Origin of the sequence: Streptomyces auratus (assembly GCF_050433025.1) — a bacterium.
GTDB lineage: Bacteria > Actinomycetota > Actinomycetes > Streptomycetales > Streptomycetaceae > Streptomyces > Streptomyces sioyaensis.
Genome location: NZ_JBNGCB010000003.1, coordinates 314270 through 336262, shown reverse-complemented (window position 1 = coordinate 336262; position 21993 = coordinate 314270). Strand labels below are relative to the sequence as shown.

Annotated in this window: 16 protein-coding genes and 3 rRNA genes; 11 read left to right on the top strand and 8 right to left on the bottom strand. The window is 67.3% G+C overall.

Translation table 11 applies throughout. The annotated features are described in order from the left end of the window. Positions 1 to 8: 8 nt before the first annotated feature. Positions 9 to 425, top strand: a complete 417-nt coding sequence (locus BKA18_RS21080) for a metal-sensitive transcriptional regulator (protein WP_093484526.1) — start codon at positions 9 to 11, stop codon at positions 423 to 425. Positions 426 to 467: 42 nt separating this feature from the next. On the opposite strand, the gene BKA18_RS21075 is transcribed toward BKA18_RS21080, so the two are convergent. Both BKA18_RS21075 and BKA18_RS21070 read right to left on the bottom strand, forming a co-directional pair. Then, a complete protein-coding gene (locus BKA18_RS21075; RefSeq protein ID WP_366047652.1) occupies positions 468 to 665 on the bottom strand; it encodes a hypothetical protein in 198 nt (65 codons plus the stop codon). A 140-nt stretch (positions 666 to 805) separates the two neighbouring features. Then, entirely contained in the window at positions 806 to 1672 is an 867-nt protein-coding gene (locus BKA18_RS21070) for an SCO4651 family lipoprotein (protein WP_366047562.1), read from the bottom strand. Between the two features lie 171 nt (positions 1673 to 1843). On the opposite strand from BKA18_RS21070, the gene BKA18_RS21065 reads away from it, so the two are divergent. Beyond that, complete coding sequence (locus BKA18_RS21065) at positions 1844 to 2023, top strand: hypothetical protein (protein WP_366047561.1); 180 nt, start codon at positions 1844 to 1846, stop codon at positions 2021 to 2023. A 249-nt stretch (positions 2024 to 2272) separates the two neighbouring features. Next, positions 2273 to 3883, top strand: coding sequence for an FAD-binding oxidoreductase (locus BKA18_RS21060; RefSeq protein WP_366047560.1), 1611 nt, complete (start codon positions 2273 to 2275; stop codon positions 3881 to 3883). Positions 3884 to 3993: 110 nt separating this feature from the next. Here the strand turns inward: BKA18_RS21060 and BKA18_RS21055 are convergent, their stop codons facing one another. Both BKA18_RS21055 and BKA18_RS21050 read right to left on the bottom strand, forming a co-directional pair. Further along, positions 3994 to 4716, bottom strand: coding sequence for a phosphatase PAP2 family protein (locus tag BKA18_RS21055; protein ID WP_366047559.1), 723 nt, complete (start codon positions 4714 to 4716; stop codon positions 3994 to 3996). A 205-nt stretch (positions 4717 to 4921) separates the two neighbouring features. Further along, positions 4922 to 5926 carry a C40 family peptidase gene (locus tag BKA18_RS21050; RefSeq protein ID WP_006603969.1) on the bottom strand — a complete coding sequence of 335 codons (1005 nt, stop codon included), beginning with the start codon at positions 5924 to 5926 and terminating at the stop codon, positions 4922 to 4924. A gap of 224 nt (positions 5927 to 6150) precedes the next feature. Between BKA18_RS21050 and BKA18_RS21045 the strand changes: the two genes are divergently transcribed. The 7 genes from BKA18_RS21045 (at position 6151) to BKA18_RS21015 (ending at position 14150) form a co-directional block, all read left to right on the top strand. Further along, on the top strand, positions 6151 to 6273 hold the full coding sequence (locus tag BKA18_RS21045; protein ID WP_256332003.1) for a hypothetical protein: 123 nt from the start codon (positions 6151 to 6153) through the stop codon (positions 6271 to 6273). Positions 6274 to 6567: 294 nt separating this feature from the next. Further along, a complete protein-coding gene (locus BKA18_RS21040; RefSeq protein ID WP_006603970.1) occupies positions 6568 to 6876 on the top strand; it encodes a hypothetical protein in 309 nt (102 codons plus the stop codon). A 478-nt stretch (positions 6877 to 7354) separates the two neighbouring features. Next, positions 7355 to 8212: a hypothetical protein gene (locus BKA18_RS21035; protein ID WP_366047558.1), complete on the top strand. Its 858-nt coding sequence runs from the start codon at positions 7355 to 7357 to the stop codon at positions 8210 to 8212. Continuing rightward, the gene (locus BKA18_RS21030) at positions 8202 to 9524 is read left to right on the top strand and encodes a hypothetical protein (protein WP_366047557.1); all 1323 of its coding nucleotides are present in this window, start codon (positions 8202 to 8204) and stop codon (positions 9522 to 9524) included. The genes BKA18_RS21035 and BKA18_RS21030 overlap by 11 nt, the downstream gene beginning before the upstream one ends. After that, entirely contained in the window at positions 9521 to 11083 is a 1563-nt protein-coding gene (locus BKA18_RS21025) for an SCO6880 family protein (RefSeq protein WP_006603973.1), read from the top strand. Before BKA18_RS21030 ends, BKA18_RS21025 begins: the two co-directional genes overlap by 4 nt. A gap of 29 nt (positions 11084 to 11112) precedes the next feature. Beyond that, complete coding sequence (locus BKA18_RS21020) at positions 11113 to 12537, top strand: ATP-binding protein (protein ID WP_040900263.1); 1425 nt, start codon at positions 11113 to 11115, stop codon at positions 12535 to 12537. Next, the gene (locus BKA18_RS21015; RefSeq protein WP_366047556.1) at positions 12534 to 14150 is read left to right on the top strand and encodes a type VI secretion protein; all 1617 of its coding nucleotides are present in this window, start codon (positions 12534 to 12536) and stop codon (positions 14148 to 14150) included. The genes BKA18_RS21020 and BKA18_RS21015 overlap by 4 nt, the downstream gene beginning before the upstream one ends. A gap of 32 nt (positions 14151 to 14182) precedes the next feature. Here the strand turns inward: BKA18_RS21015 and BKA18_RS21010 are convergent, their stop codons facing one another. From BKA18_RS21010 to BKA18_RS20995, 4 genes are all read right to left on the bottom strand, one after another. Continuing rightward, positions 14183 to 14707, bottom strand: coding sequence for a GNAT family N-acetyltransferase (locus BKA18_RS21010; RefSeq protein WP_366047555.1), 525 nt, complete (start codon positions 14705 to 14707; stop codon positions 14183 to 14185). A 122-nt stretch (positions 14708 to 14829) separates the two neighbouring features. Then, positions 14830 to 14946: ribosomal RNA gene (gene rrf, locus BKA18_RS21005) — 5S ribosomal RNA — on the bottom strand. A gap of 73 nt (positions 14947 to 15019) precedes the next feature. Beyond that, positions 15020 to 18141: ribosomal RNA gene (locus BKA18_RS21000) — 23S ribosomal RNA — on the bottom strand. A gap of 297 nt (positions 18142 to 18438) precedes the next feature. Beyond that, positions 18439 to 19965 (bottom strand): 16S ribosomal RNA (locus BKA18_RS20995). The 16S, 23S and 5S rRNA genes sit together here, the layout of an rRNA operon. A 946-nt stretch (positions 19966 to 20911) precedes the next feature. Between BKA18_RS20995 and trpS the strand changes: the two genes are divergently transcribed. Further along, positions 20912 to 21919, top strand: coding sequence for a tryptophan--tRNA ligase (gene trpS / locus BKA18_RS20990; protein ID WP_366044212.1), 1008 nt, complete (start codon positions 20912 to 20914; stop codon positions 21917 to 21919). The last annotated feature ends 74 nt before the right edge of the window (positions 21920 to 21993 follow it).

The window sequence follows — 21993 nt, the reverse complement described above, 5'->3', positions numbered from 1 at the left end:
AGACGGCCATGACGACCATGGACGCCGACACCAACGGCGGCACCGCACCCACCGCCGCCCGCGCCACCCCGCAGCCGGACTCCGACCACCGAGGCGACGCTCAAACCGTGACCGATAACGCAGAGACTTCTCCCGCAGGCGGCACACACGGCTACGCACAGCAGAAGGACGCACACATCAAGCGACTGCGCAGGATCGAGGGACAGATCCGCGGCCTGCAGCGGATGCTCGAAGAGGATGTGTACTGCATCGACATACTCACCCAGGTCTCGGCGAGCACCAAGGGCCTGCAGTCCTTCGGCCTCCAGCTCCTGGAGGAGCATCTGCGGCACTGCGTCGCCGACGCGGCCGTCAAGGGCCCCGAGGCCATCGACGCCAAGGTCCAGGAGGCGACCAAGGCGATCGAGCGGATGCTGCGCACCTGAGCCGGCCGGCCCTCCGGCGCGCCGCAGCCAGGGCCAGTCCGTCTAGGGCGACGGCGGCAGCGGGCACCCGCGCCCGCCGCCCTCCCCGTCGACGTCCAGCACCTCGTCGATACGGTCCGGGCTGAGCCGATCCTCGCTCGCGGCCGCGGCCGCGATCATCAACTCACCGGTCAGGTCGATCTCGACGAGGGCGATGTGGTCCTGGACCGTCGTAGGTCGCTGTCCGGCCACGTACAACACCTCCTCCTTCGAGCGCCTTCCCACGCCTCCGGTGGTTACCGTCAGCGTAAAGAGCGGCGCACGCTCCGCGCATGGCACGGATGGACCATTTCCGCCATTCCGCATGCGCCCCCGTCATATGGCCCGCTGCCGCACCAGCCCTACGGTGTGGCCGAAGCGATCTTTCCCGCATAGATGTCGCGCTCGTCCGGCAGCTGCACCGAGATCCTGGTGCCGAAGCCGGACAGCTCCGTGGTGGAGACCACCGCCGCGCCCTGGGGCGCACCGTTGGCGAAGCGGAACCACTGGCGCACCTTGCGCAGCCGTCCGGCCCCGTCCAGATACACATCGAACGGCACCTCGTCGGTGGTGAATCCTTCCTCCGCGGCGACCAGCGCGGAGCGGGTGCGCGGCGACGCCACCTGGGCGGCCGTCTGGATGTCCGTCACTCCCCGATAGTGCCGCACCATGACGCCGTCCAACCGCTCTTCGCCCTGATATGTCACATTCCGTGCGCCACGCAGGAGTTCGGCGGCGGCCAGCGGATCGGTCGCACCGCCGGTGACCAGATTCCCGTCGGCGAGCGAGCCGGTGGCGACCCGTACCCATTTGTCGGCGGGCACCCCGGCCCCGCGGTTCTTCATGAACAGCGCACCCGGCGCGAGGATCTCGGTGATCGGCTGGTGGCCGCCGCCGGCCCGGCCCGCCGGATCGGGCAGGACGACGCGCAGCCGCCCGGTGCTGGTGGCGAAGTCGTAGCCGCCGGTGCCGCGGATGGCGACACGGGTGCCGCCGCTGATGGTCTCCATGGACGTACGGACCTGGGCGGAGCGGGCCCGCACCAGCGCGTCGGCGCTCTCCCTGACCTGCACGGCGGCAGCGGCGGCGCCCCGGGCGGGCGGCTCCTGGTCGTCGGCCGCGGCACCGTCCGGGGAACATCCCGTCGTCAGCAGCCCGACCGCCAGCCCCGTCCCGCACGCCAGGGCCACGGCGGCCGCGCCGCCGCCTCGCCTGTCCTGCACCACCATCGCGTACGAGCCCCCTCGGCCGCTGTCTTCGGGAGCGGCCTGGGCCGGCCGGTCCGCTCGGGTGGGCCGGACGTTCCGCCACCGCCGCATCTGGCGTTCCGCCGACCGATCCGTTCAACGAGTGTCAAGGGGGCTCGTCACGCACCGGCGGACGGGGCGTAGCGTGGCGGCGTGCCCGACCGAACGCCCCATACGACCTCCACCACCGAACGCGGGTCCTTCTGCAGCGCCCGCTGCGACTGTGGCTGGCGGGGGCCGGCCCGTCGCGCCCGCTCCCAGGCGCGTACGGACGCCGAGCGCCATCTGGTGGATGCCGAGCCGGGCACCGCGCCGCACGGCCCGCGGGAATGAGGAACTCCGTTCCGGGAACCCCCCACGCCCGTACGGCATCTGCCTAGTAGGGGAGGCAACAACCCCGCGCCGGTAACGGACTTCAGGGACGGTACCGGACAGCGCAGGACATGAATGGGCACAGCGGTACGCGGGGCAGCGCGCCGCCGCATCCGCCCGGATCCGTCTCCCCCGCACACGCCCCGCATCCTCTGCCGGTCCCTCGGCGGGCGGGGCAGGACCGTACGACATCGAGGGGGATCCATCCCAGTGAAGCGGCGCACACTCCTGCAGGCCGGCGGCGGACTGGCGGCCACGTCGGTCGCCTGGGCCACCGGCTGCGACACCAAGACCGGCAAGGCGGGTGCGGCCTCCTCCGCTTCCGTCACGGGGGCCGCGAACGGCACGGGCGCGGCGAACACCAATGCGGCCGTCGCCGGCGGCGGGGCCTCCAGCGCCTCCTGGACCGCGCTCGGCAAGAGCCTGGACGGCAAGCTGATACGGGCGTCGGACGCTGCCTACGCGACCGCCCGCCGTCTCTACAACACCCGCTACGACACGCTGAAGCCGTCGGCCATCGCCTACGTCAAGCACCCGGCGGACGTCGCCGAGTGCCTCTCCTTCGCCCGGCGGCACGACACCCCGGTCGTCATCCGCAGCGGCGGCCACTCCTACGCGGGCTGGTCCAGCGGCAACAACAAGCTCATCATCGACGTCTCCGCGCTCTCCAAGGTCGGCGCGCCGTCCGGCGGCATCACCCGCATCGGCGCCGGCGCCAAGCTCATCGACGTCTACGAGGGCCTGGGCGCGCACGGCGTGACGATACCCGGGGGCTCGTGCCCCACCGTCGGCATATCCGGGCTCACGCTCGGCGGCGGCCACGGCGTGGCGTCCCGCGCCTACGGCCTGACCTGCGACAGCCTCGTCGGCGCCACCCTCGTCACGGCCGACGGCAAGACCATCGACTGCGACAAGAACCAGCACGCCGACCTCTTCTGGGCGCTGCGCGGCGCCGGCAACGGCAACTTCGGCGTGGTCACCGAGCTCCGCTTCCGTACCCACCCGGCGCCCCGCTCGGTGATGGCCTATATGACCTGGCCGTGGTCCAAGGCGGCGAAGGTCGTGGCGTCCTGGCAGAAGTGGGGCCCCACGCAAGCTGACGAGATATGGTCCGCCTGCCATCTCGACGCCCGCCCCGGCGGCACCCCGGGCGTCTCGGTCGCGGCCTTCTCGCTGGGCAGCTACGGCGACCTGAAGAACGCCCTCGACAAGCTCGCCGACCAGGCGGGCGGCCCCGGCCCCGGCCCCGCCGCGAGCATCCACCTCACGCCGATCGGCTACCTGGACGCGATGGAGTCGTACGCGGGCTGCTCCTCCAAGTCCACCGCGCAGTGCCATATGCCGGGTTCGCTGCCCGGCCACACCGCCGCCGGCAAGCTGGGCCGGGAGACCTACGCCGCCCGCTCGCACTTCTTCGACCGCTCGCTGTCGACGGCCGGCATCCGCACCCTGATGGACCAGATCGAGCGCGGCGGCCGCAACGGCGTCGGCGGGAACGTGGCCATGACGGCGCTGGGCGGCGCCATCAACCGCGTCGGCCGCACCGACACCGCGTTCGTCCACCGCGGCTCGCGCTTCCTCGCCCAGTACTTGACGTCCTGGGGAGCCAATGGCTCGTCCAGCAAGCAGACGGCGTGGCTGAATTCGTTCCACGACGCGATGCGCCGCTACTCCTCGGGCGCCGCCTACCAGAACTACACCGACCCGGGCCTCACCGACTGGAAGTCCGCCTACTACGGCGCCGCCACCACCCGGCTCACGCAGGTCAAGCGGACCTACGACCCGCAGCGGCTGTTCAGCACCTTCCCGCAGGCGCTCTGAGACCGCCGGCGGACACACGGACGGCCCGGCCCCGCGAGGGGTCCGGGCCGTCCGCATCCGCCAGGTCTCATCGCTGCCGACGGGCCGTCAGGCTCCGCCGGCCGCGGCCGTCAGGCCGCCAGATCCTTGTCCCGCTCCTTGTGGCCGGGCGCCATCCCCGAGCCGGCGGCCACCACCCGGCTGCCCTCGCCGGGACCGCCGTCCCCGTCCGCCTCGACGCCCGGCGCCCGCACCAGCCACGCCAGCTTCGACCTGCCGATCGCCGTCATCAGCGGCACCAGGAGCGCCTGCGCGGGCGGCGCGAGCAGCAGCGCGACGGCGGTGCCCAGGGCGAAACCGCCGATCACATCGGTCGGGTAGTGCACGCCCATGTAGACGCGGCAGAAGCCCTCGGCGAGCGCCAGCGCGATCCCGATCAGGCCGTACTTGCGATGGGCGACGAACAGGCCGACGCCGACCGCCATGGTGAGCGTCGCGTGATCGCTGACGAACGAGAAGTCGCTCTTGCCGGGGATCAGCACGTCCAGGCCGGCATGGTCCTTGAACGGCCGCGGCCGCTCGACGAACGCCCGGATCGGGATGTTGGCCAGCAGCGCGATCCCCGCGGCCAGCGGCGCCCAGACCAGCCCCGCGACGGCGGACGGCGCACCGGGCTTGCGGCGCGCGGACCACCAGGCGACCAGGCACAGCACCGCGAGGGCGGCGATCAGGCCGTACTCGCCGATGTACTCCATCGCCTTGTTGACCCAGTGGGGGGCATCCTTCGCCAGGCCGTTGATGCCGTCGAGCACGTCGACGTCGGGGTTCGGCCCTTCGAGTGCGAGTCCAGCCATCTGCCGCGGCCCCTTATCTTTCGCGCGCGCGAGCGCCTTCGTGTGCTGCCTGCCCCCGTGGTCGTCGAGCGGGTGCTGCTGCGAGCTCTGTTACGTCCCCACGCCAAGGAAACGCGATGCCCGCCCCTGGCGTTCCATTCTCTACCGGAAGATCACCAGGACGTTATCGAAGCTTGATTCATCACTGCAGTTCAGGGCGCTATGTTCACGCAGCGTTCGTACCGGGCAGCGCTTTTGCGCCATCCGAGGTGACGCGGGTCGCACCGATGTAGTCCGGCGAATCGATCTTGTCGAACCGGATCACGGCCCCGGTGTACGGCGCATTGATCATGTAGCCGCCTCCCACATAGATCCCCACATGGTGGATCGACCGCGGGTCGTTCAGGTTGTTGGCGAAGAACACCAGGTCGCCCGGGAGCAGCTCGTCGCGCTTCGGGTGCGGTCCGGCGTTCCACTGGTCGTTCGCGACCCGTGGCAGCTCGATGCCCACCGAGTGGTACGCGGCCTGGGTCAGCCCGGAGCAGTCGAACCGGCCGCCCTGCGCCGCCGTTCCCGTACCGCCCCACAGATAGCGCGTACCGAGCCTCCCCTGGGCGAAGTAGATGGCCCCTGCGGCCTGCCGCGACGGTGCCACCGGCCCGGTCTGCGCCTCGAAGCTCTTCGCCAGGGTCGTGATCGTCTTCACATAGTTCTGGGTCTCGCGGTACGGCGGCACCCCGTTGTACTGGATCACCCGGTAGGCACCGGCGTTGTACGCCGCGAGCATGTTGCGCGTGGCGTCGCCCGAGGCGCCCTTCACATAGCGCGCCAGCTCGCAGTCGTACGAGGCCGCCGACGCGATCGCGTCCTGCGGGTCCCACACGTCCTTGCGGCCGTCGCCGTTGCCGTCGACGCCGTGCGTCTGCCACGTCCCCGGGATGAACTGCGCCAGCCCCTGCGCGGCGGCCGCGCTCTGCGCCTTCGGGTTCCATCCGCTCTCCTGGTAGAGCTGCGCCGCCAGCAGCGCGGGACTTATCGCCGAACAGAGCGTCCCCCACTTCTGCACCTGCGACTGGTAGGCGGCCGGCACCGCGCCCTTCGCCAGCCCGAGGGCACGTCCGGCGGCCCCGCCGAGCCCGGCCGCGACCGTGTACGTAGCGATCACAAGCAGAGCGAGCAGACAGAGCATCAGCCCTGCCCCGAGCCCACCGGCCACCCAGAATTTCCGCACCCTCCAACCCTCCCTCATCCAGCCGCGGTTCACTGCCTTTTTCCGGCCGCACCCGCGCGCCCGCCCGCGTGAGTTGCCGCACGGCGGTGCACGACACGGCGCAGGGGGCGGCACGAGGGGAGGCAGGGGGCACGTCACCCGTATTGCGATTCCGCTCACGGACGCGCCCGGAGCACCGCCGGATGAGGGACACTGCACCAGAGACCCGAGACAGGACGAGAGCCGTGGACCCGAACAATCAGAAGCAGCTGAACCGTCACCTGTGGTGGCGCGTCGCCTATTTCCTGTTCGCCATCCACCTCGTGGCGCTCGTCATGATCTTCGCCATGTCACACGCAACCGAGTAGCCGCCGCACCCGGGCCGCGTCCGCCACCCGAACGGACCAGGCCCCCGCGGCGCGCCGGACCGGCCACCGCCGCTTCCGATGATCATTGCTCAGGGTTATCCCCCGTGATACACACAGTGAGACTAATCGGTTCAATGGATGGCGTGCGCCCACACATACACGCCACTCCCACGGGATCCGTCAAAGAAAGGCGCCAAGTCGACAGCTGACGGCTCGTTTGTCAGCGAAGATGGAGGCTGACCTGTACCGCGCCGGCGAGGCGCACAACTACCCACCAAGGGGCGGTGAGTTCACATGTTCATTGCGGCCGAAAAAGGCGACATCACCACCATCATCGGCGGAATCGCCCCGGACTGGGGGCCGTTCGGAAGCCTGGGCAACGAGGCCCGCGTGATGATCGAAGTGGTCATGGCGGTAGCGATCCTGCTGTGCCTCGGCATCGCGATCTGGGGTGCCGCCAAGCAGCGCATCGGCGCCACCGCGCTGCGCGACACCTTCAGCGCCGAACAGGGCAAGGGCCTGATCGTGGCCGGCCTGACCGGCGTCTTCATCATCGGCTCCCTGGGGACGCTGTTCACCATCGTCTACGGCATGGCGGTCTAGGTACGCCGTAGCCGGGCGGCACCCGCTGGCGCACCCTGACACGCGTCCGTCCCCGCGCCGCCCCCCATGCGCCCCCGCCCGTCCTCTCTCCGCCTCCCCGTGCCCCGACTCACCCCCCACCGGATCCACCTCCCCTGCCGAGGCCACATGCTGACGCTCCCTCACGCCGGCCCGACGGCTCCGCCCTGCGCCCTCGCCACCCCTGCCACCAGCGGACCGATTGGGCCGGCGGCTGCGCGGGGACAGGTGGATCCGGGAGTGAGAAGGCGCAAGAAGGCGGCGGCAACCACGGAGCGGGCGATGGGCACAAATACCCCAGAGTCCCCCATTCGCCTCCGCCGTACCGCATCTGAGGACCCGTCACGGTGAGATGTACTCGAACCACTGCACCCGCGTCGCCGCCCGCGCGGCTACGGTCATATGAGGGCGGCAACACCACGGCACGAACGGCGACGGCGGTAGAGGGGGCACAGGCGCGATGAGTCTCAGCGACGACGGCGGCTACGGCGGCGACAGCCACCGCGGTCCCGAGACGGGCCAGACACGGACCAGACTTCCCGACAACGACGGCGAAGGCTACGGCTACGGCTCGGCACGGCGCTCCCGCACCGGCCTGACCAGCCGTAATCTCATCACGATCGTCGGCGTGATCGTCCTGCTGCTCGCGGCCATCGCCTTCGCCAACCGCGGCGGAAGCGGCAACAGCGAATCCCCGTCGAACGACTCCCCCAAGGACACCGGCGCCGCCCAGCCCACCGCCCCCACCGGCACCAAGCCGGTCACCGGCAAGAACGGCGGCATCGCCACGGGTTTCCCGAAGACGGAACAGGGGGCGGAGTCGGCGGGGGCGAATTATGCGGTGGCGCTGGGGTCCACGGAGATGTTCAACAAGGACAAGCGGCACAAGGTGATCACCACCATCATGGCGCCCTCGTCCGCTGCCGCCTTCCAGAACAAGCTCGACGAGGCCTACTCGCCGGGCTTCTTCAAGAACGTCGGCCTGAAGGCGGACGGAACCACACCTCCAGGGCTGACCTTCGTCTCACGCACCATCCCTGTCGGCACCAAGACCACAGCCTCCTCCGGCGACAAGGCAACCGTCGAGGTGTGGTGCACCGGTCTCCTCGGTATGGCCGGGCAGGGTTCCACCAAGCCGGTCACAACGAGTTGGTTCACCATCACCATGCAGCTCACCTGGACCCACAACGACTGGAAGGTGCTGACGCACTCTCAGAAGGACGGTCCGGCGCCGGTCAGCGGGGATGTCCCCGCTTCCGGAGCGAAGGAGATCGCGGGGGCGGTCCAAGGGTACGGAGGTTTCACATATGCCCGGTAGCCCGCGAACCCGCACGTTCTCCCTAGCTGCCGCCATGACAACCGTTCAGGTTGCAGCGATCCTGCTCGCCACGCGTGCCTTCGCCGCGCCCAGCCCGACGCCCAGCAGTGACCCCTGCGATCTCATCCATGGCCCCGCCAAGGCCTACTGCCAATCCGGCGACAAGGCCGGCTCCGGGGCCCCCAAGGCGCCCGGCGGGCTCACCGACGACAACCCCCTCGACCCCCTCAGCTCCCTCGCCAAGGGGTTCGCCAAGGCCGCCGCATGGATCGTCACCAAGCTGTCGGACGCGGTCCAGTCCACCTCCCAGGTGGACTTCACCAACGCCGCCTTTCTGCGGCAGTACGCCGTCGTCTTCGCCGCCTCCACCATCCTCACCCTCGTCCTGTGGCTGCTGGCCGTCGCCAAGCGCGCCGTGCGCGGGGTGCGGCTGACGGAGGCGATCGGTGAGGCGGTCGGGTTCCTCTGGCTCACCGTGCTCGCCTCCGCCTTCACCCCGCTCATCCTCTACACGATCGTGTCGGCGACCGACGGCGTCACTGAGATCATCGCGAAGGCGACGGGGGCGCAGACCGACACCTTCTTCGGCGCCTTCTCGCAGGCGCTCACGAAGGGCACCGACATCGGCGGCGGTCCGATCATGCTGATCGTGGTGTCGCTGGTGTCGGTCCTCGCCGCCGGTGTGCTGTGGCTGGAGCTGGTGATCCGGGCCGCGCTGCTCTACGTCGGGGCGCTGCTCGGCACGGTCGTCTACGCGGGCCTGGTCGACAAGAACATGTGGGGGCATGTGCGCCGCTGGGCGGGCATCATGATCGCGGTGATCATGGTGAAGCCGGTCATCGTGATCGTGCTCGGTATCGCCGGTGCGCTCTCCCACGACAAGGGCCCGAACGCCTTCTCCGCCGTCGTCTCCGGCCTCGCGATCATCATCCTGGCCATCTTCGCCAGCGCCGTGATCTACCGCTTCGTCCCCGGCTTCGGCGACGAGATGGTCTCGGCCCGTACGAACAAGGGCCGGGCCACCGACGGCAGCCAGGCCGCCGCGATGATCTCCTCGCCGGCCGCGCTCGTCTCCCAGGGCATCAAGACCCACAGCTCCCGCAGGTCCGGCGGGGACGGCGGCGGACAGCCGCAGGGCGCACAGGGCGGCCAGTCCCGGCCGGCCAACGCGGTGGCCGGCGGAGTCGCCGCACACAGCTCCCGCACCGCCGGCGGCCGCGCCCCCGCGCCCGCCACCCCCGCTCCCCGTACGAACCCCGGCCCGAGCAGCAGCTCCCGCACCGGCAAGACAGCAGGAGGTGACGGGCGTTGAGCACGCACTCCCACCCGATCGCGCCCCGCCGCACCTATCTGATCGGCCGCGCCCGGCCCAACGCGATCGTCGGCAAGAACCGCGAGACCGGCGAGATCGCGCTGATCATCGTGGGCGCGTTCCTCGGGATGATGTGCGGTCTGCTGGTGCCCATGCTGCCGCTGCGGATCGTGTCCCTCACCGGCTTCCCGATGCTGGGGCTCGCCCTCGTCTACGTGCCGTACAAGGGCCGGACGTTCTACAAGTGGTTCGAGATCCGGCGCAGCTTCCGCCGTACGGTCCGCCGCGGCGCCACCTACCGCTCCGGCGCCGCCGAGGCGGGCATCCGGCTGGACGGCCGGGAGGTCGAGATCGGCCCGCCGCCCGGCATCGGCCGGATCAACTGGCTGTCCGCCCCCTTCGGGCCGGACGAGATCGCCGTCCTGCTGCACGCCGACCGCCGTACGGTCACCGCCGCCATCGAGATCGAGGGCCCGGGCGTCGGCCTGCGCGACAGCGAGGACCAGGAGGCGCTGGTCGACCGCTTCGGGACGCTGCTGAAGCACGTGGCCAACGGCGACGGGTATGTGACCCGGCTGCAGATGCTCGCCCGTACGCTGCCCGCCGACCCGGACGCGCACGCCAAGGACGTCGCCCAGCGCGGCGACCGCTCGTCCCCGGCCTGGCTGCAGGAGTCCTACGACCAGCTCCAGTCCATGGTCTCCACCTCCTCCGAGCAGCACCGCGCCTACCTCGTCGCCTGTATGCACTACACCCGCGAGCTGGCCGCCGAGGCCCAGACCATGGCGCGCGCCGCCCGGATGCACCAGAGCGGGCTGCTGCGCAAGAAGCTGGACCGGGACGCCGGTCTCGCGGTCGTGATGGCCCGTGAACTCACCGACATCTGCGCCCGGCTCGCCGAGGCCGACATCCGGGTCCGCCAGCCGCTGGGCCAGGCCCGGCTCGCCTCCCTCGTGCACTCCATGTACGACCCGGACCACCCCATCGACCACATCCAGGCGATGAGCAAGCGCAACGCCTGGCCGGCCGAGCTCGACGCGATGGAGCCGACCTATCTGCAGGCCAAGACGCGTGAGTCGACGACCCGCGCGCCGTGGTGCCACGCCACCGCCTGGGTCAAGGAGTGGCCGCTGACCCCGGTGGGCGTCAACTTCCTCGCGCCCCTCCTGGTGCACACCCCGGACGTGATCCGTACGGTCGCGGTCTGCATGGACCTGGAGCCCACCGAGGTCGCCATCGAGCGGATGCTGACGGAGAAGACCAACGACGACGCCGAGGCCAGCCGGGCCGCCAAGATGAACCGCGTCGTCGACCCGCGGGACGTCGCCCACCACGGCCGCGTGGACCAGCGCGGCGAGGATCTGGCCTCCGGCGCCGCCGGCGTCAACCTCGTCGGCTACCTCACGGTCTCGTCCCGCTCGCCCGAGGCGCTGGCCCGCGACAAGCGCACCATCCGCGCCTCGGCCGGCAAGTCCTACCTCAAGCTGGAGTGGTGCGACCGCGAGCACCACCGGGCGTTCGTCAACACCCTGCCGTTCGCGACCGGAATCCGCCGCTAAAGCCGCTGGGAGGCGCGTACGTCATGGCCATGCTCGATCCGCTCGGAGCGCTCACCGACGCGTTCACCAGCTTCCTGTTCGGGAAGGTGGAGACGACCCGGCTGCCCGTACGCACCTCCACGGGCCAGGCCCAGGCGGTCTATCTGCCCACCGCGGCCCCCGGTCTCGGCGACTCCGGCGTGATCATCGGCCGTGAGGTCTACAGCGGCAAGGGCTACATCTACGACCCCTTCCAGCTCTACGGCCAGCAGCTCCCTGCCCCGCACTGGCTGGTCCTCGGCGAGTCCGGCAACGGCAAGTCCGCGCTGGAGAAGACCTACGTCCTGCGCCAGCTGCGGTTCCGCGACCGGCAGGTCGTCGTCCTGGACGCCCAGGGCGAGGACGGCGTCGGCGAGTGGAACCTCATCGCCCAGGAGCTGGGGATAACCCCCATCCGCCTGGACCCGACCGCCGCCCTCAACGGCGGGATCCGCCTCAACCCCCTCGACCCGTCGATCACCACCACCGGCCAGCTGGCCCTGCTGCGCACGATCATCGAGGTCGCGATGGGCCATGGCCTGGACGAACGCTCCGGCTTCGCGCTCAAGGTCGCCCATGCGTACGTCACCGAGACCATCACCGACCGGCAGCCCGTCCTGACCGACATCGTCGAGCAGCTGCGGCACCCGGAACCGGAGTCGGCGGAGGCGATGAATGTCGACATAGACGATGTCCGGGCCTGGGGCCTGGACGTCGCGCTGGTCCTCGACCGGCTCGTCGACGGTGACCTGCGCGGCATGTTCGACGGCCCGACCTCGGCGGGCATCGACCTCGACGCACCGCTGATCGTCTTCGACCTCTCGCACATCGACCGCAACTCCATCGCGATGCCGATCCTGATGGCGATCGTCGGCGTCTGGCTGGAGCACACCTGGATCCGTCCCGACCGCAAGAAGCGCATCTTCCTGGTGGAAGAGGCCTGGCACATCATCAACTCCCCCTTCGTGGCCCAGCTCTTCCAGCGGCTGCTGAAGTTCGGCCGCCGGCTCGGCCTGTCGTTCGTGGCCGTCGTCCACCACCTCAGCGATGTGGTCGACGGCGCCGCCGCACGCGAGGCCGCGGCGATCCTCAAGATGGCCTCGACCCGCACCATTTACGCCCAGAAGGCCGACGAGGCACGGGCCACGGGACGGGTGCTCGGCCTGCCCCGCTGGGCCGTCGAGATCATCCCGACCCTCACCCCCGGCATCGCGGTCTGGGACGTCAACGGCAACGTCCAGGTCGTCAAACACCTCATCACTGAGGCCGAACGCCCGCTGGTCTACACCGACCGGGCGATGACCGAGGCCTCCGCGATGCCGACGGACGAGGCACGCGCCCTCCAGGCGGCGGCGGACGCCGAGGCCGAGGCGCGCGCCGAGGCGATGGCGATGGAGCGGCAGTGGAGAGACGAGTCGAGCGAGACGGTGGCGTGAGGCGCGGATACGACGACGAACGGGGCGCCGGCGGCTACCGCGACGCGCCCGCTCCCCGGGGCCGCGGCGTCCCCGACTCCCTGCTGATCGGGCTGCTCGCCTTCCTGCTGGGCCTGACCGTACTGGTGTGGAGCGCGACGGGCCTGGCCGGCATCTTCGCCCACGGCGCCTGGCCCACGGGCGTCACCTACCCCGCCACCCCGATGGCGCTGCGCCATCTGGTCTCCGCACCGCACAACATGGCCGCCGCCTGGCCCGACACCCCCCGGGACCAGCTCTCCGGCTACGGCCTCTTCTGGGGCATCCTCATCGGCGAGCTGATGGTGCTGCTGGTCCTCACGATCTTCACGCTGGGGACGATCACCCGCTATCGCGCCGTACGGGCGGCCCGCCGGTCGAAGGCGCGGACGTCCACGGCCCCGCCCCCGGAACGAGCGGTGCCCACACCGGAAGAGCAGGCCCGCCAGGCGGAACGGGAAGCATGGCAGGCCCGGGAAGCCCTCCAGGAGGCGGCCCGCACCGCCCCTACGGCGCTCAGCGAGGACGCGCAGCCCACGCCGGCCGTCCCGGCCGCGCCGCCGCCTCCCCCGCCCGCGGAGGCCACGTCCACCGGCCCCCTCCCGGAACAGCGCACCTCACCCCCGGCCACCCCCACCACCGCCCCGCACCCCGGCGAACCCGCCCTCCCCCGCCTCAAGTTCTCCGCCCACCGCGGCGCCGCCCTCCCCGCGACCGTCACCGTCGCCCACGCCGCCCCGGGCCCGCTGATCGTCGCCACTACGGACCCCGCCCTCTGGTCCGAGACCAAGGACGCCCGCGCCAAACTCGGCCCCCTGCTGACCTACGATCCGACGCACCGCCTCGACACCCCGGCCCGGCTGCGCTGGTCGCCGACCTCCGGCTGTACGGACCTCACCACCGCCGCCGCCCGCGCCACCGCTCTGCTGGCCCCCGTACGCCCCGCCGGCGCCCCGGACTCGGCCGTGGCGGACGCCGCCCAGACCTTGCTGCGCTGCTGGCTGCACGCCGCCGCGGTGGACGGCCGCCCGTTCCGCCAGCTGCACCGCTGGGCCCATTCCACCGGCGCCGCTCAGGAACCCGTACGCATCCTGCGCACCAGCCCCAAGGCCTCCGCCGGCCAGGCCGGCGAGCTGGAGTCCGTGCTCACGGCATACGCCGAACGCCGCGAAGCCGCCCAGCACTTGGCCGGCCGCGCGCTGTCCGCGCTCTCTTCGATCCACATCCGGGACGCCTGCAATCCACTTCGAGCGGATTCGGCCCTCCTCGAATCATTTATCGACGAAGGGGGAACGCTTTACGTGGTAGGCGATCCCATCGAGGATCCGCGTACCGACCCGGGTGCGATGCCACTGCTCACCGCACTCCTCTCGAGCGTGGTCGAGCACGGCCGCCGCATGGCCGAACGGTCATCTGACGGTCGTCTCGACCCACCACTCACCCTCGTCCTGGACGACATCGCGGCCCTCGCCCCGCTGCCCGCGCTCCCCGGTCTCCTCGAAACCGGCCCCAAGCAGGGCCTGCTGACGCTGGCGACCATGCGCTCCCAGGAACAGGCCCGCGCCCGCTGGCCCCACCACTCCCTCTCGGCCTAGCACCCGCCGCCACAGAGCCCCCCTCACGCGCGCTACCCCCGCTTGAGCACCAACTCCCGCTCCAGCGCAGCCGGATCCTTCGGATCGGCACTGGTCAGCCCCGTCTCCACAAACCCCAGCGCCCGATAGAACGCCTCGGCCCGCCCGTTCTCCTCATGCACCCACAGCCGCACCCGCTCGACCGCCGGCTCGGCCAGCTCCCACGACCATCCGATCGCCGCCCGGAACAACTCCCGCGCCAGCCCGGTCCCCCGATGCTCGGGCCGCACATACACCCCCACGAGATGCGTCTGCGGCACCTCCTCGTCCGTTTCGACCAGGACCACCACCATGCCGCCCCAACTGCCGTCCGCGGCTTCCCCGATGAACGTCATCGGCGCGACGCCCTGTTCACTACGCGCCGCCCGGCTCTGCCAGAGCTCGTCCGGCTCGCCGGCAGCCGCCTCCAGGGTCTCGTTGAACGCCACCCGAGCGACCGGATCCGCCAGGGCCACCAGCCTCAACTCCCTGAGCCGCTGCCATTCCTGAGCCTTCACCGGCCTGATCACATACGCCATGCGGCACAGGATCCCAGCACCCCGACCCCGCTGGCCAGAGAAATCAGCCTCCAGGAACGAGAACGCCCCGGAACGCAGAAAAGCCCCGCACCATTACGGTGCGGGGCTTTCCCACAATGATTGTTCGGCGGCGTCCTACTCTCCCACAGGGTCCCCCCTGCAGTACCATCGGCGCGGAAAGGCTTAGCTTCCGGGTTCGGAATGTAACCGGGCGTTTCCCTAACGCTATGACCACCGAAACACTATGAAGATGACAACCCGGCAAGGACACAGGTCGTTACTTCAGAACCTACACAGTGGACGCGAGCAACTGAGGACAAGCCCTCGGCCTATTAGTACCAGTCAACTCCACACCTTACGGCGCTTCCATATCTGGCCTATCAACCCAGTCGTCTACTGGGAGCCTTAACCCCTCAAGGGGGTGGGAGTCCTCATCTCGAAGCAGGCTTCCCGCTTAGATGCTTTCAGCGGTTATCCTTTCCGAACGTAGCCAACCAGCCATGCCCTTGGCAGGACAACTGGCACACCAGAGGTTCGTCCGTCCCGGTCCTCTCGTACTAGGGACAGCCCTTCTCAAGACTCCTACGCGCACAGCGGATAGGGACCGAACTGTCTCACGACGTTCTAAACCCAGCTCGCGTACCGCTTTAATGGGCGAACAGCCCAACCCTTGGGACCGACTCCAGCCCCAGGATGCGACGAGCCGACATCGAGGTGCCAAACCATCCCGTCGATATGGACTCTTGGGGAAGATCAGCCTGTTATCCCCGGGGTACCTTTTATCCGTTGAGCGACGGCGCTTCCACAAGCCACCGCCGGATCACTAGTCCCTACTTTCGTACCTGCTCGACCCGTCAGTCTCACAGTCAAGCTCCCTTGTGCACTTACACTCAACACCTGATTGCCAACCAGGCTGAGGGAACCTTTGGGCGCCTCCGTTACTCTTTAGGAGGCAACCGCCCCAGTTAAACTACCCACCAGACACTGTCCCTGATCCGGATCACGGACCCAGGTTAGACATCCAGCACGACCAGAGTGGTATTTCAACAATGACTCCACAACCACTGGCGTGGCCGCTTCAAAGTCTCCCACCTATCCTACACAAGCCGAACCGAACACCAATATCAAGCTATAGTAAAGGTCCCGGGGTCTTTCCGTCCTGCTGCGCGAAACGAGCATCTTTACTCGTAATGCAATTTCACCGGGCCTATGGTTGAGACAGTCGAGAAGTCGTTACGCCATTCGTGCAGGTCGGAACTTACCCGACAAGGAATTTCGCTACCTTAGGATGGTTATAGTTACCACCGCCGTTTACTGGCGCTTAAGTTCTCAGCTTCGCCATGACGAATCATGACTAACCGGTCCCCTTAACGTTCCAGCACCGGGCAGGCGTCAGTCCGTATACATCGCCTTACGGCTTCGCACGGACCTGTGTTTTTAGTAAACAGTCGCTTCTCGCTGGTCTCTGCGGCCACCCCCAGCTCAGAGAGCAAGTCTCATCACCGGAAATGGCCCCCCTTCTCCCGAAGTTACGGGGGCATTTTGCCGAGTTCCTTAACCATAGTTCACCCGAACGCCTCGGTATTCTCTACCTGACCACCTGAGTCGGTTTAGGGTACGGGCCGCCATGAAACTCGCTAGAGGCTTTTCTCGACAGCATAGGATCATCCACTTCACCACAATCGGCTCGGCATCAGGTCTCAGCCTTAACGTGTGACGGATTTACCTACCACACGGCCTACACCCTTACCCCGGGACAACCACCGCCCGGGCTGGACTACCTTCCTGCGTCACCCCATCGCTTACCTACTACCACCTTGGATCGGCGGCTCCACCACGTCCCTTTGTCCGAAGACTCCAGGCCGGCTTCACGGCCTTAGCATTAATGGATTCGATACTGGGCGTTTCAAAGCGGGTACCGGAATATCAACCGGTTGTCCATCGACTACGCCTGTCGGCCTCGCCTTAGGTCCCGACTTACCCTGGGCAGATCAGCTTGACCCAGGAACCCTTAGTCAATCGGCGCACACGTTTCCCACGTGTGTATCGCTACTCATGCCTGCATTCTCACTCGTGAACCGTCCACAACTCGCTTCCGCGGCTGCTTCACCCGGCACACGACGCTCCCCTACCCATCACGATCCCCGTTGGGGGTAATATCGCAATGACACGACTTCGGCGGTGTGCTTGAGCCCCGCTACATTGTCGGCGCGGAATCACTTGACCAGTGAGCTATTACGCACTCTTTCAAGGGTGGCTGCTTCTAAGCCAACCTCCTGGTTGTCTCTGCGACTCCACATCCTTTCCCACTTAGCACACGCTTAGGGGCCTTAGTCGATGCTCTGGGCTGTTTCCCTCTCGACCATGGAGCTTATCCCCCACAGTCTCACTGCCGCGCTCTCACTTACCGGCATTCGGAGTTTGGCTAAGGTCAGTAACCCGGTAGGGCCCATCGCCTATCCAGTGCTCTACCTCCGGCAAGAAACACACGACGCTGCACCTAAATGCATTTCGGGGAGAACCAGCTATCACGGAGTTTGATTGGCCTTTCACCCCTAACCACAGGTCATCCCCCAGGTTTTCAACCCTGGTGGGTTCGGTCCTCCACGAAGTCTTACCTCCGCTTCAACCTGCCCATGGCTAGATCACTCCGCTTCGGGTCTTGGGCACGCTACTCAACGCCCTATTCGGACTCGCTTTCGCTACGGCTTCCCCACACGGGTTAACCTCGCAACATACCGCAAACTCGCAGGCTCATTCTTCAAAAGGCACGCAGTCACGACACAAGGAACAAGTCCCTTGTGCGACGCTCCCACGGCTTGTAGGCACACGGTTTCAGGTACTATTTCACTCCGCTCCCGCGGTACTTTTCACCATTCCCTCACGGTACTATCCGCTATCGGTCACCAGGGAATATTTAGGCTTAACGGGTGGTCCCGCCAGATTCACACGGGATTTCTCGGGCCCCGTGCTACTTGGGTGTCTCTCAAACGAGCCGCTAATGTTTCAGCTACGGGGGTCTTACCCTCTACGCCGGACCTTTCGCATGTCCTTCGCCTACATCAACGGTTTCTGACTCGTCCTGTTGCCGGCAGACAACAGAAGAGAGATCCCACAACCCCAACCACGCAACCCCTGCCGGGTATCACACGTGACTGGTTTGGCCTCATCCGGTTTCGCTCGCCACTACTCCCGGAATCACGGTTGTTTTCTCTTCCTGCGGGTACTGAGATGTTTCACTTCCCCGCGTTCCCTCCACACTGCCTATGTGTTCAGCAGCGGGTGACAGCCCATGACGACTGCCGGGTTTCCCCATTCGGACACCCCCGGATCAAAGCTTGGTTGACAGCTCCCCGGGGCCTATCGTGGCCTCCCACGTCCTTCATCGGTTCCTGGTGCCAAGGCATCCACCGTGCGCCCTTAAAAACTTGGCCACAGATGCTCGCGTCCACTGTGCAGTTCTCAAGCAACGACCAGCCACCCACCACCCCAACCCGAAGGCTGAGTTCACTGGGGCCGGCATCGCGAAGGGCGAGCAACGCTCGCACCCTCAGATACCCAACAGCGTGCCCGGCCCACTCGATCCATCACCACGTTCCACGCCGAAGCAGTACTAGTGACAACCAACCAAGTGCGCCGAATAGTCAACGTTCCACCCATGAGCTAACCACCGTCGAACATTTGCCGACGTAGTGGCTCTGGATCTCTTGCGAGATCTAGATGCTCCTTAGAAAGGAGGTGATCCAGCCGCACCTTCCGGTACGGCTACCTTGTTACGACTTCGTCCCAATCGCCAGTCCCACCTTCGACGATTCCCTCCCACAAGGGGTTGGGCCACCGGCTTCGGGTGTTACCGACTTTCGTGACGTGACGGGCGGTGTGTACAAGGCCCGGGAACGTATTCACCGCAGCAATGCTGATCTGCGATTACTAGCAACTCCGACTTCATGGGGTCGAGTTGCAGACCCCAATCCGAACTGAGACCGGCTTTTTGAGATTCGCTCCACCTCGCGGTATCGCAGCTCATTGTACCGGCCATTGTAGCACGTGTGCAGCCCAAGACATAAGGGGCATGATGACTTGACGTCGTCCCCACCTTCCTCCGAGTTGACCCCGGCAGTCTCCTGTGAGTCCCCATCACCCCGAAGGGCATGCTGGCAACACAGAACAAGGGTTGCGCTCGTTGCGGGACTTAACCCAACATCTCACGACACGAGCTGACGACAGCCATGCACCACCTGTACACCGACCACAAGGGGGACCCTGTCTCCAGGGTTTTCCGGTGTATGTCAAGCCTTGGTAAGGTTCTTCGCGTTGCGTCGAATTAAGCCACATGCTCCGCTGCTTGTGCGGGCCCCCGTCAATTCCTTTGAGTTTTAGCCTTGCGGCCGTACTCCCCAGGCGGGGAACTTAATGCGTTAGCTGCGGCACGGACGACGTGGAATGTCGCCCACACCTAGTTCCCAACGTTTACGGCGTGGACTACCAGGGTATCTAATCCTGTTCGCTCCCCACGCTTTCGCTCCTCAGCGTCAGTATCGGCCCAGAGATCCGCCTTCGCCACCGGTGTTCCTCCTGATATCTGCGCATTTCACCGCTACACCAGGAATTCCGATCTCCCCTACCGAACTCTAGCCTGCCCGTATCGAATGCAGACCCGGGGTTAAGCCCCGGGCTTTCACATCCGACGTGACAAGCCGCCTACGAGCTCTTTACGCCCAATAATTCCGGACAACGCTTGCGCCCTACGTATTACCGCGGCTGCTGGCACGTAGTTAGCCGGCGCTTCTTCTGCAGGTACCGTCACTTTCGCTTCTTCCCTGCTGAAAGAGGTTTACAACCCGAAGGCCGTCATCCCTCACGCGGCGTCGCTGCATCAGGCTTTCGCCCATTGTGCAATATTCCCCACTGCTGCCTCCCGTAGGAGTCTGGGCCGTGTCTCAGTCCCAGTGTGGCCGGTCGCCCTCTCAGGCCGGCTACCCGTCGTCGCCTTGGTAGGCCATCACCCCACCAACAAGCTGATAGGCCGCGGGCTCATCCTTCACCGCCGGAGCTTTCCACACACAGACCATGCGGTCGTGTGTCATATCCGGTATTAGACCCCGTTTCCAGGGCTTGTCCCAGAGTGAAGGGCAGATTGCCCACGTGTTACTCACCCGTTCGCCACTAATCCACCCCGAAGGGCTTCATCGTTCGACTTGCATGTGTTAAGCACGCCGCCAGCGTTCGTCCTGAGCCAGGATCAAACTCTCCGTGAATGTTTACCCGTAATCGGGTGAAACACACACGAGAAGAGTGGAACAACCAGACGGAATAGGTCCGGTCGTTCACAGCGTCCTCGCTGTGTGTGCCATCCGCACCACATGGGCGGGATGGACTTTCAAAGGAACCTCGTCACCGGATGCTTCCGGTAGACGGGGTATCAACATATCTGGCGTTGACTTTTGGCACGCTGTTGAGTTCTCAAGGAACGGACGCTTCCTTTGTGCCTGTTTCACCAGGCTCTCCGGGCGCTTCCCTTCGGTCTTGCGTTTCCGACTCTATCAGATCCTTGCGGGCCCGATTTTCGCCGGTGCGTTTCCGCCTTTCGGCTTCTTCGCGTTTCCAACCTTACCAGATCCGTTTCCGTGTCCGGCGCCCTGTTGGAGCGGGCTCGGCCGTTTGGCTTTCGCTTTTCGGCCTTTCCGACTCTATCAGATCCGTTTCGTTCCGTTGCCGGTCCGAATTTGTTTCCGATTCCCCGTCGGAGGGGGTTCCGCCGTGGAGCGGCTATTTAGCTGCCGCGCCTTTCGGCGTGATCACTACTTTAGCGGAATTCCTCGCTGACGCATAATCACGTCACGGTCCGAATTTCGGCATGCCGAAATAGGTCCCGTTGAGGGGCCGTGCAGTAGTGGTGTGCCGCGAGGCGGCGGGATGGCTGCTGGGGCCTGTCGGCTCCGGGGCAACTCGGAGAACACTACACGAGGGGTTGAGGGGCTTCAAACCCGTGCGAGGGCCGGGTCGGCCCGGTAGCTTGGGCGCATGACTACGCATGCGCTCGTACAGCAGTGGTGGCTCGCCTGACGGCGGCCGACCAGTAGCGCATGCATGACCACGGCCGCCGCTTCGGCGGCCGTTCGCGTTTCTCCGTTTCGCAGCCGGCCGGTGAGGTCGGCGGTCCCGAGGCGCCCGGCAAGGGTGCGGACGACAGGGACGGATGGGATGGCGATGGTGGAGCGAGCGCGGATCTTCAGTGGTGTGAAGCCGACGGGGCATCTGACGCTGGGGAACTACCTCGGGGCGATGCGGCGGTGGGTCGAGGAGGACCAGCACCGGGCGGATGCGCTGTTCTGTGTGGTGGATCTGCATGCGCTGACCGTGGAGCACGAGCCGGCGCGGGTGCGGCGCCTCACTCGGCAGGCGGCGACGCTGTTGCTGGCCGCTGGGCTGGATCCGGCGCGGTGCACCCTGTTCGTGCAGAGCCAGGTGGATGAGCATCTGCGGCTGTCGTATCTGATGGAGTGCACGGCCTCCGACGGGGAGATGCGGCGCATGATCCAGTACAAGGAGAAGGCCGCGCGGGAGCAGGCTCGGGGCGGGAGTGTGCGGCTGTCGTTGCTGACGTATCCGGCGCTGATGGCGGCGGACGTGCTGGCGTACGGGACGCATGAGGTGCCGGTCGGGGAGGACCAGGCGCAGCATCTGGAGCTGACGCGGGATCTGGCGGGGCGTTTCAACGAGCGGTACGGGGCGACGTTCGTGATGCCGAAGGTGACGCATCCGGCGGTGGCGGCGCGGGTGATGGATCTGCAGGAGCCGACGTCGAAGATGGGGAAGTCGCACGCCAAGACGGCCGGGATCGTCTATCTGCTGGACGAGCCGGAGGTGGTGCGGAAGAAGGTGATGCGGGCCGTGACGGATACGGCGAGCGATGTCGTGTACGAGCGGGGCGAGCGGCCGGGGGTGGCGAATCTGCTGGATGTGCTGGCCGCGTGTACGGGTGGTGAGCCGGCGCGGCTGGCCGAGGGGTACGCCTCGTACGGCGCGTTGAAGAGGGATGTGGCGGAGGCCGTGGTGGAGCTGCTGCGGCCGGCGCGGGAGCGGCATGCGGAGCTGGCCGCCGACCCCAGGTATGTCGATGGGGTGCTGCGCGAGGGGGCCGAGCGCGCACGGGCGCTGGCCAGACCGCGGGTGGATGCGGCCTATCGGGCGGTCGGGCTGTTGGCCTAGGGAGCGACCGGGCGTGGGGCCGGTCCCGGGCGGGCCGGTCCCGGGGTGAGGGGAAAGGCCCTCGCCCCGGGCCG

Bases quoted from the DNA above. Each gene is read 5' to 3' on its own strand.
- BKA18_RS21080 (WP_093484526.1), top strand. From the start codon at position 9: ATGACGACCATGGACGCCGACACCAACGGCGGCACCGCACCCACCGCC.
- BKA18_RS21070 (WP_366047562.1), bottom strand. From the start codon at position 1,672: ATGGTGGTGCAGGACAGGCGAGGCGGCGGCGCGGCCGCCGTGGCCCTG.
- BKA18_RS21055 (WP_366047559.1), bottom strand. From the start codon at position 4,716: ATGGCTGGACTCGCACTCGAAGGGCCGAACCCCGACGTCGACGTGCTC.
- BKA18_RS21040 (WP_006603970.1), top strand. From the start codon at position 6,568: ATGTTCATTGCGGCCGAAAAAGGCGACATCACCACCATCATCGGCGGA.
- BKA18_RS21035 (WP_366047558.1), top strand. From the start codon at position 7,355: ATGAGTCTCAGCGACGACGGCGGCTACGGCGGCGACAGCCACCGCGGT.
- BKA18_RS21030 (WP_366047557.1), top strand. From the start codon at position 8,202: ATGCCCGGTAGCCCGCGAACCCGCACGTTCTCCCTAGCTGCCGCCATG.
- BKA18_RS21020 (WP_040900263.1), top strand. From the start codon at position 11,113: ATGCTCGATCCGCTCGGAGCGCTCACCGACGCGTTCACCAGCTTCCTG.
- BKA18_RS21010 (WP_366047555.1), bottom strand. From the start codon at position 14,707: ATGGCGTATGTGATCAGGCCGGTGAAGGCTCAGGAATGGCAGCGGCTC.
- trpS (WP_366044212.1), top strand. From the start codon at position 20,912: ATGGCGATGGTGGAGCGAGCGCGGATCTTCAGTGGTGTGAAGCCGACG.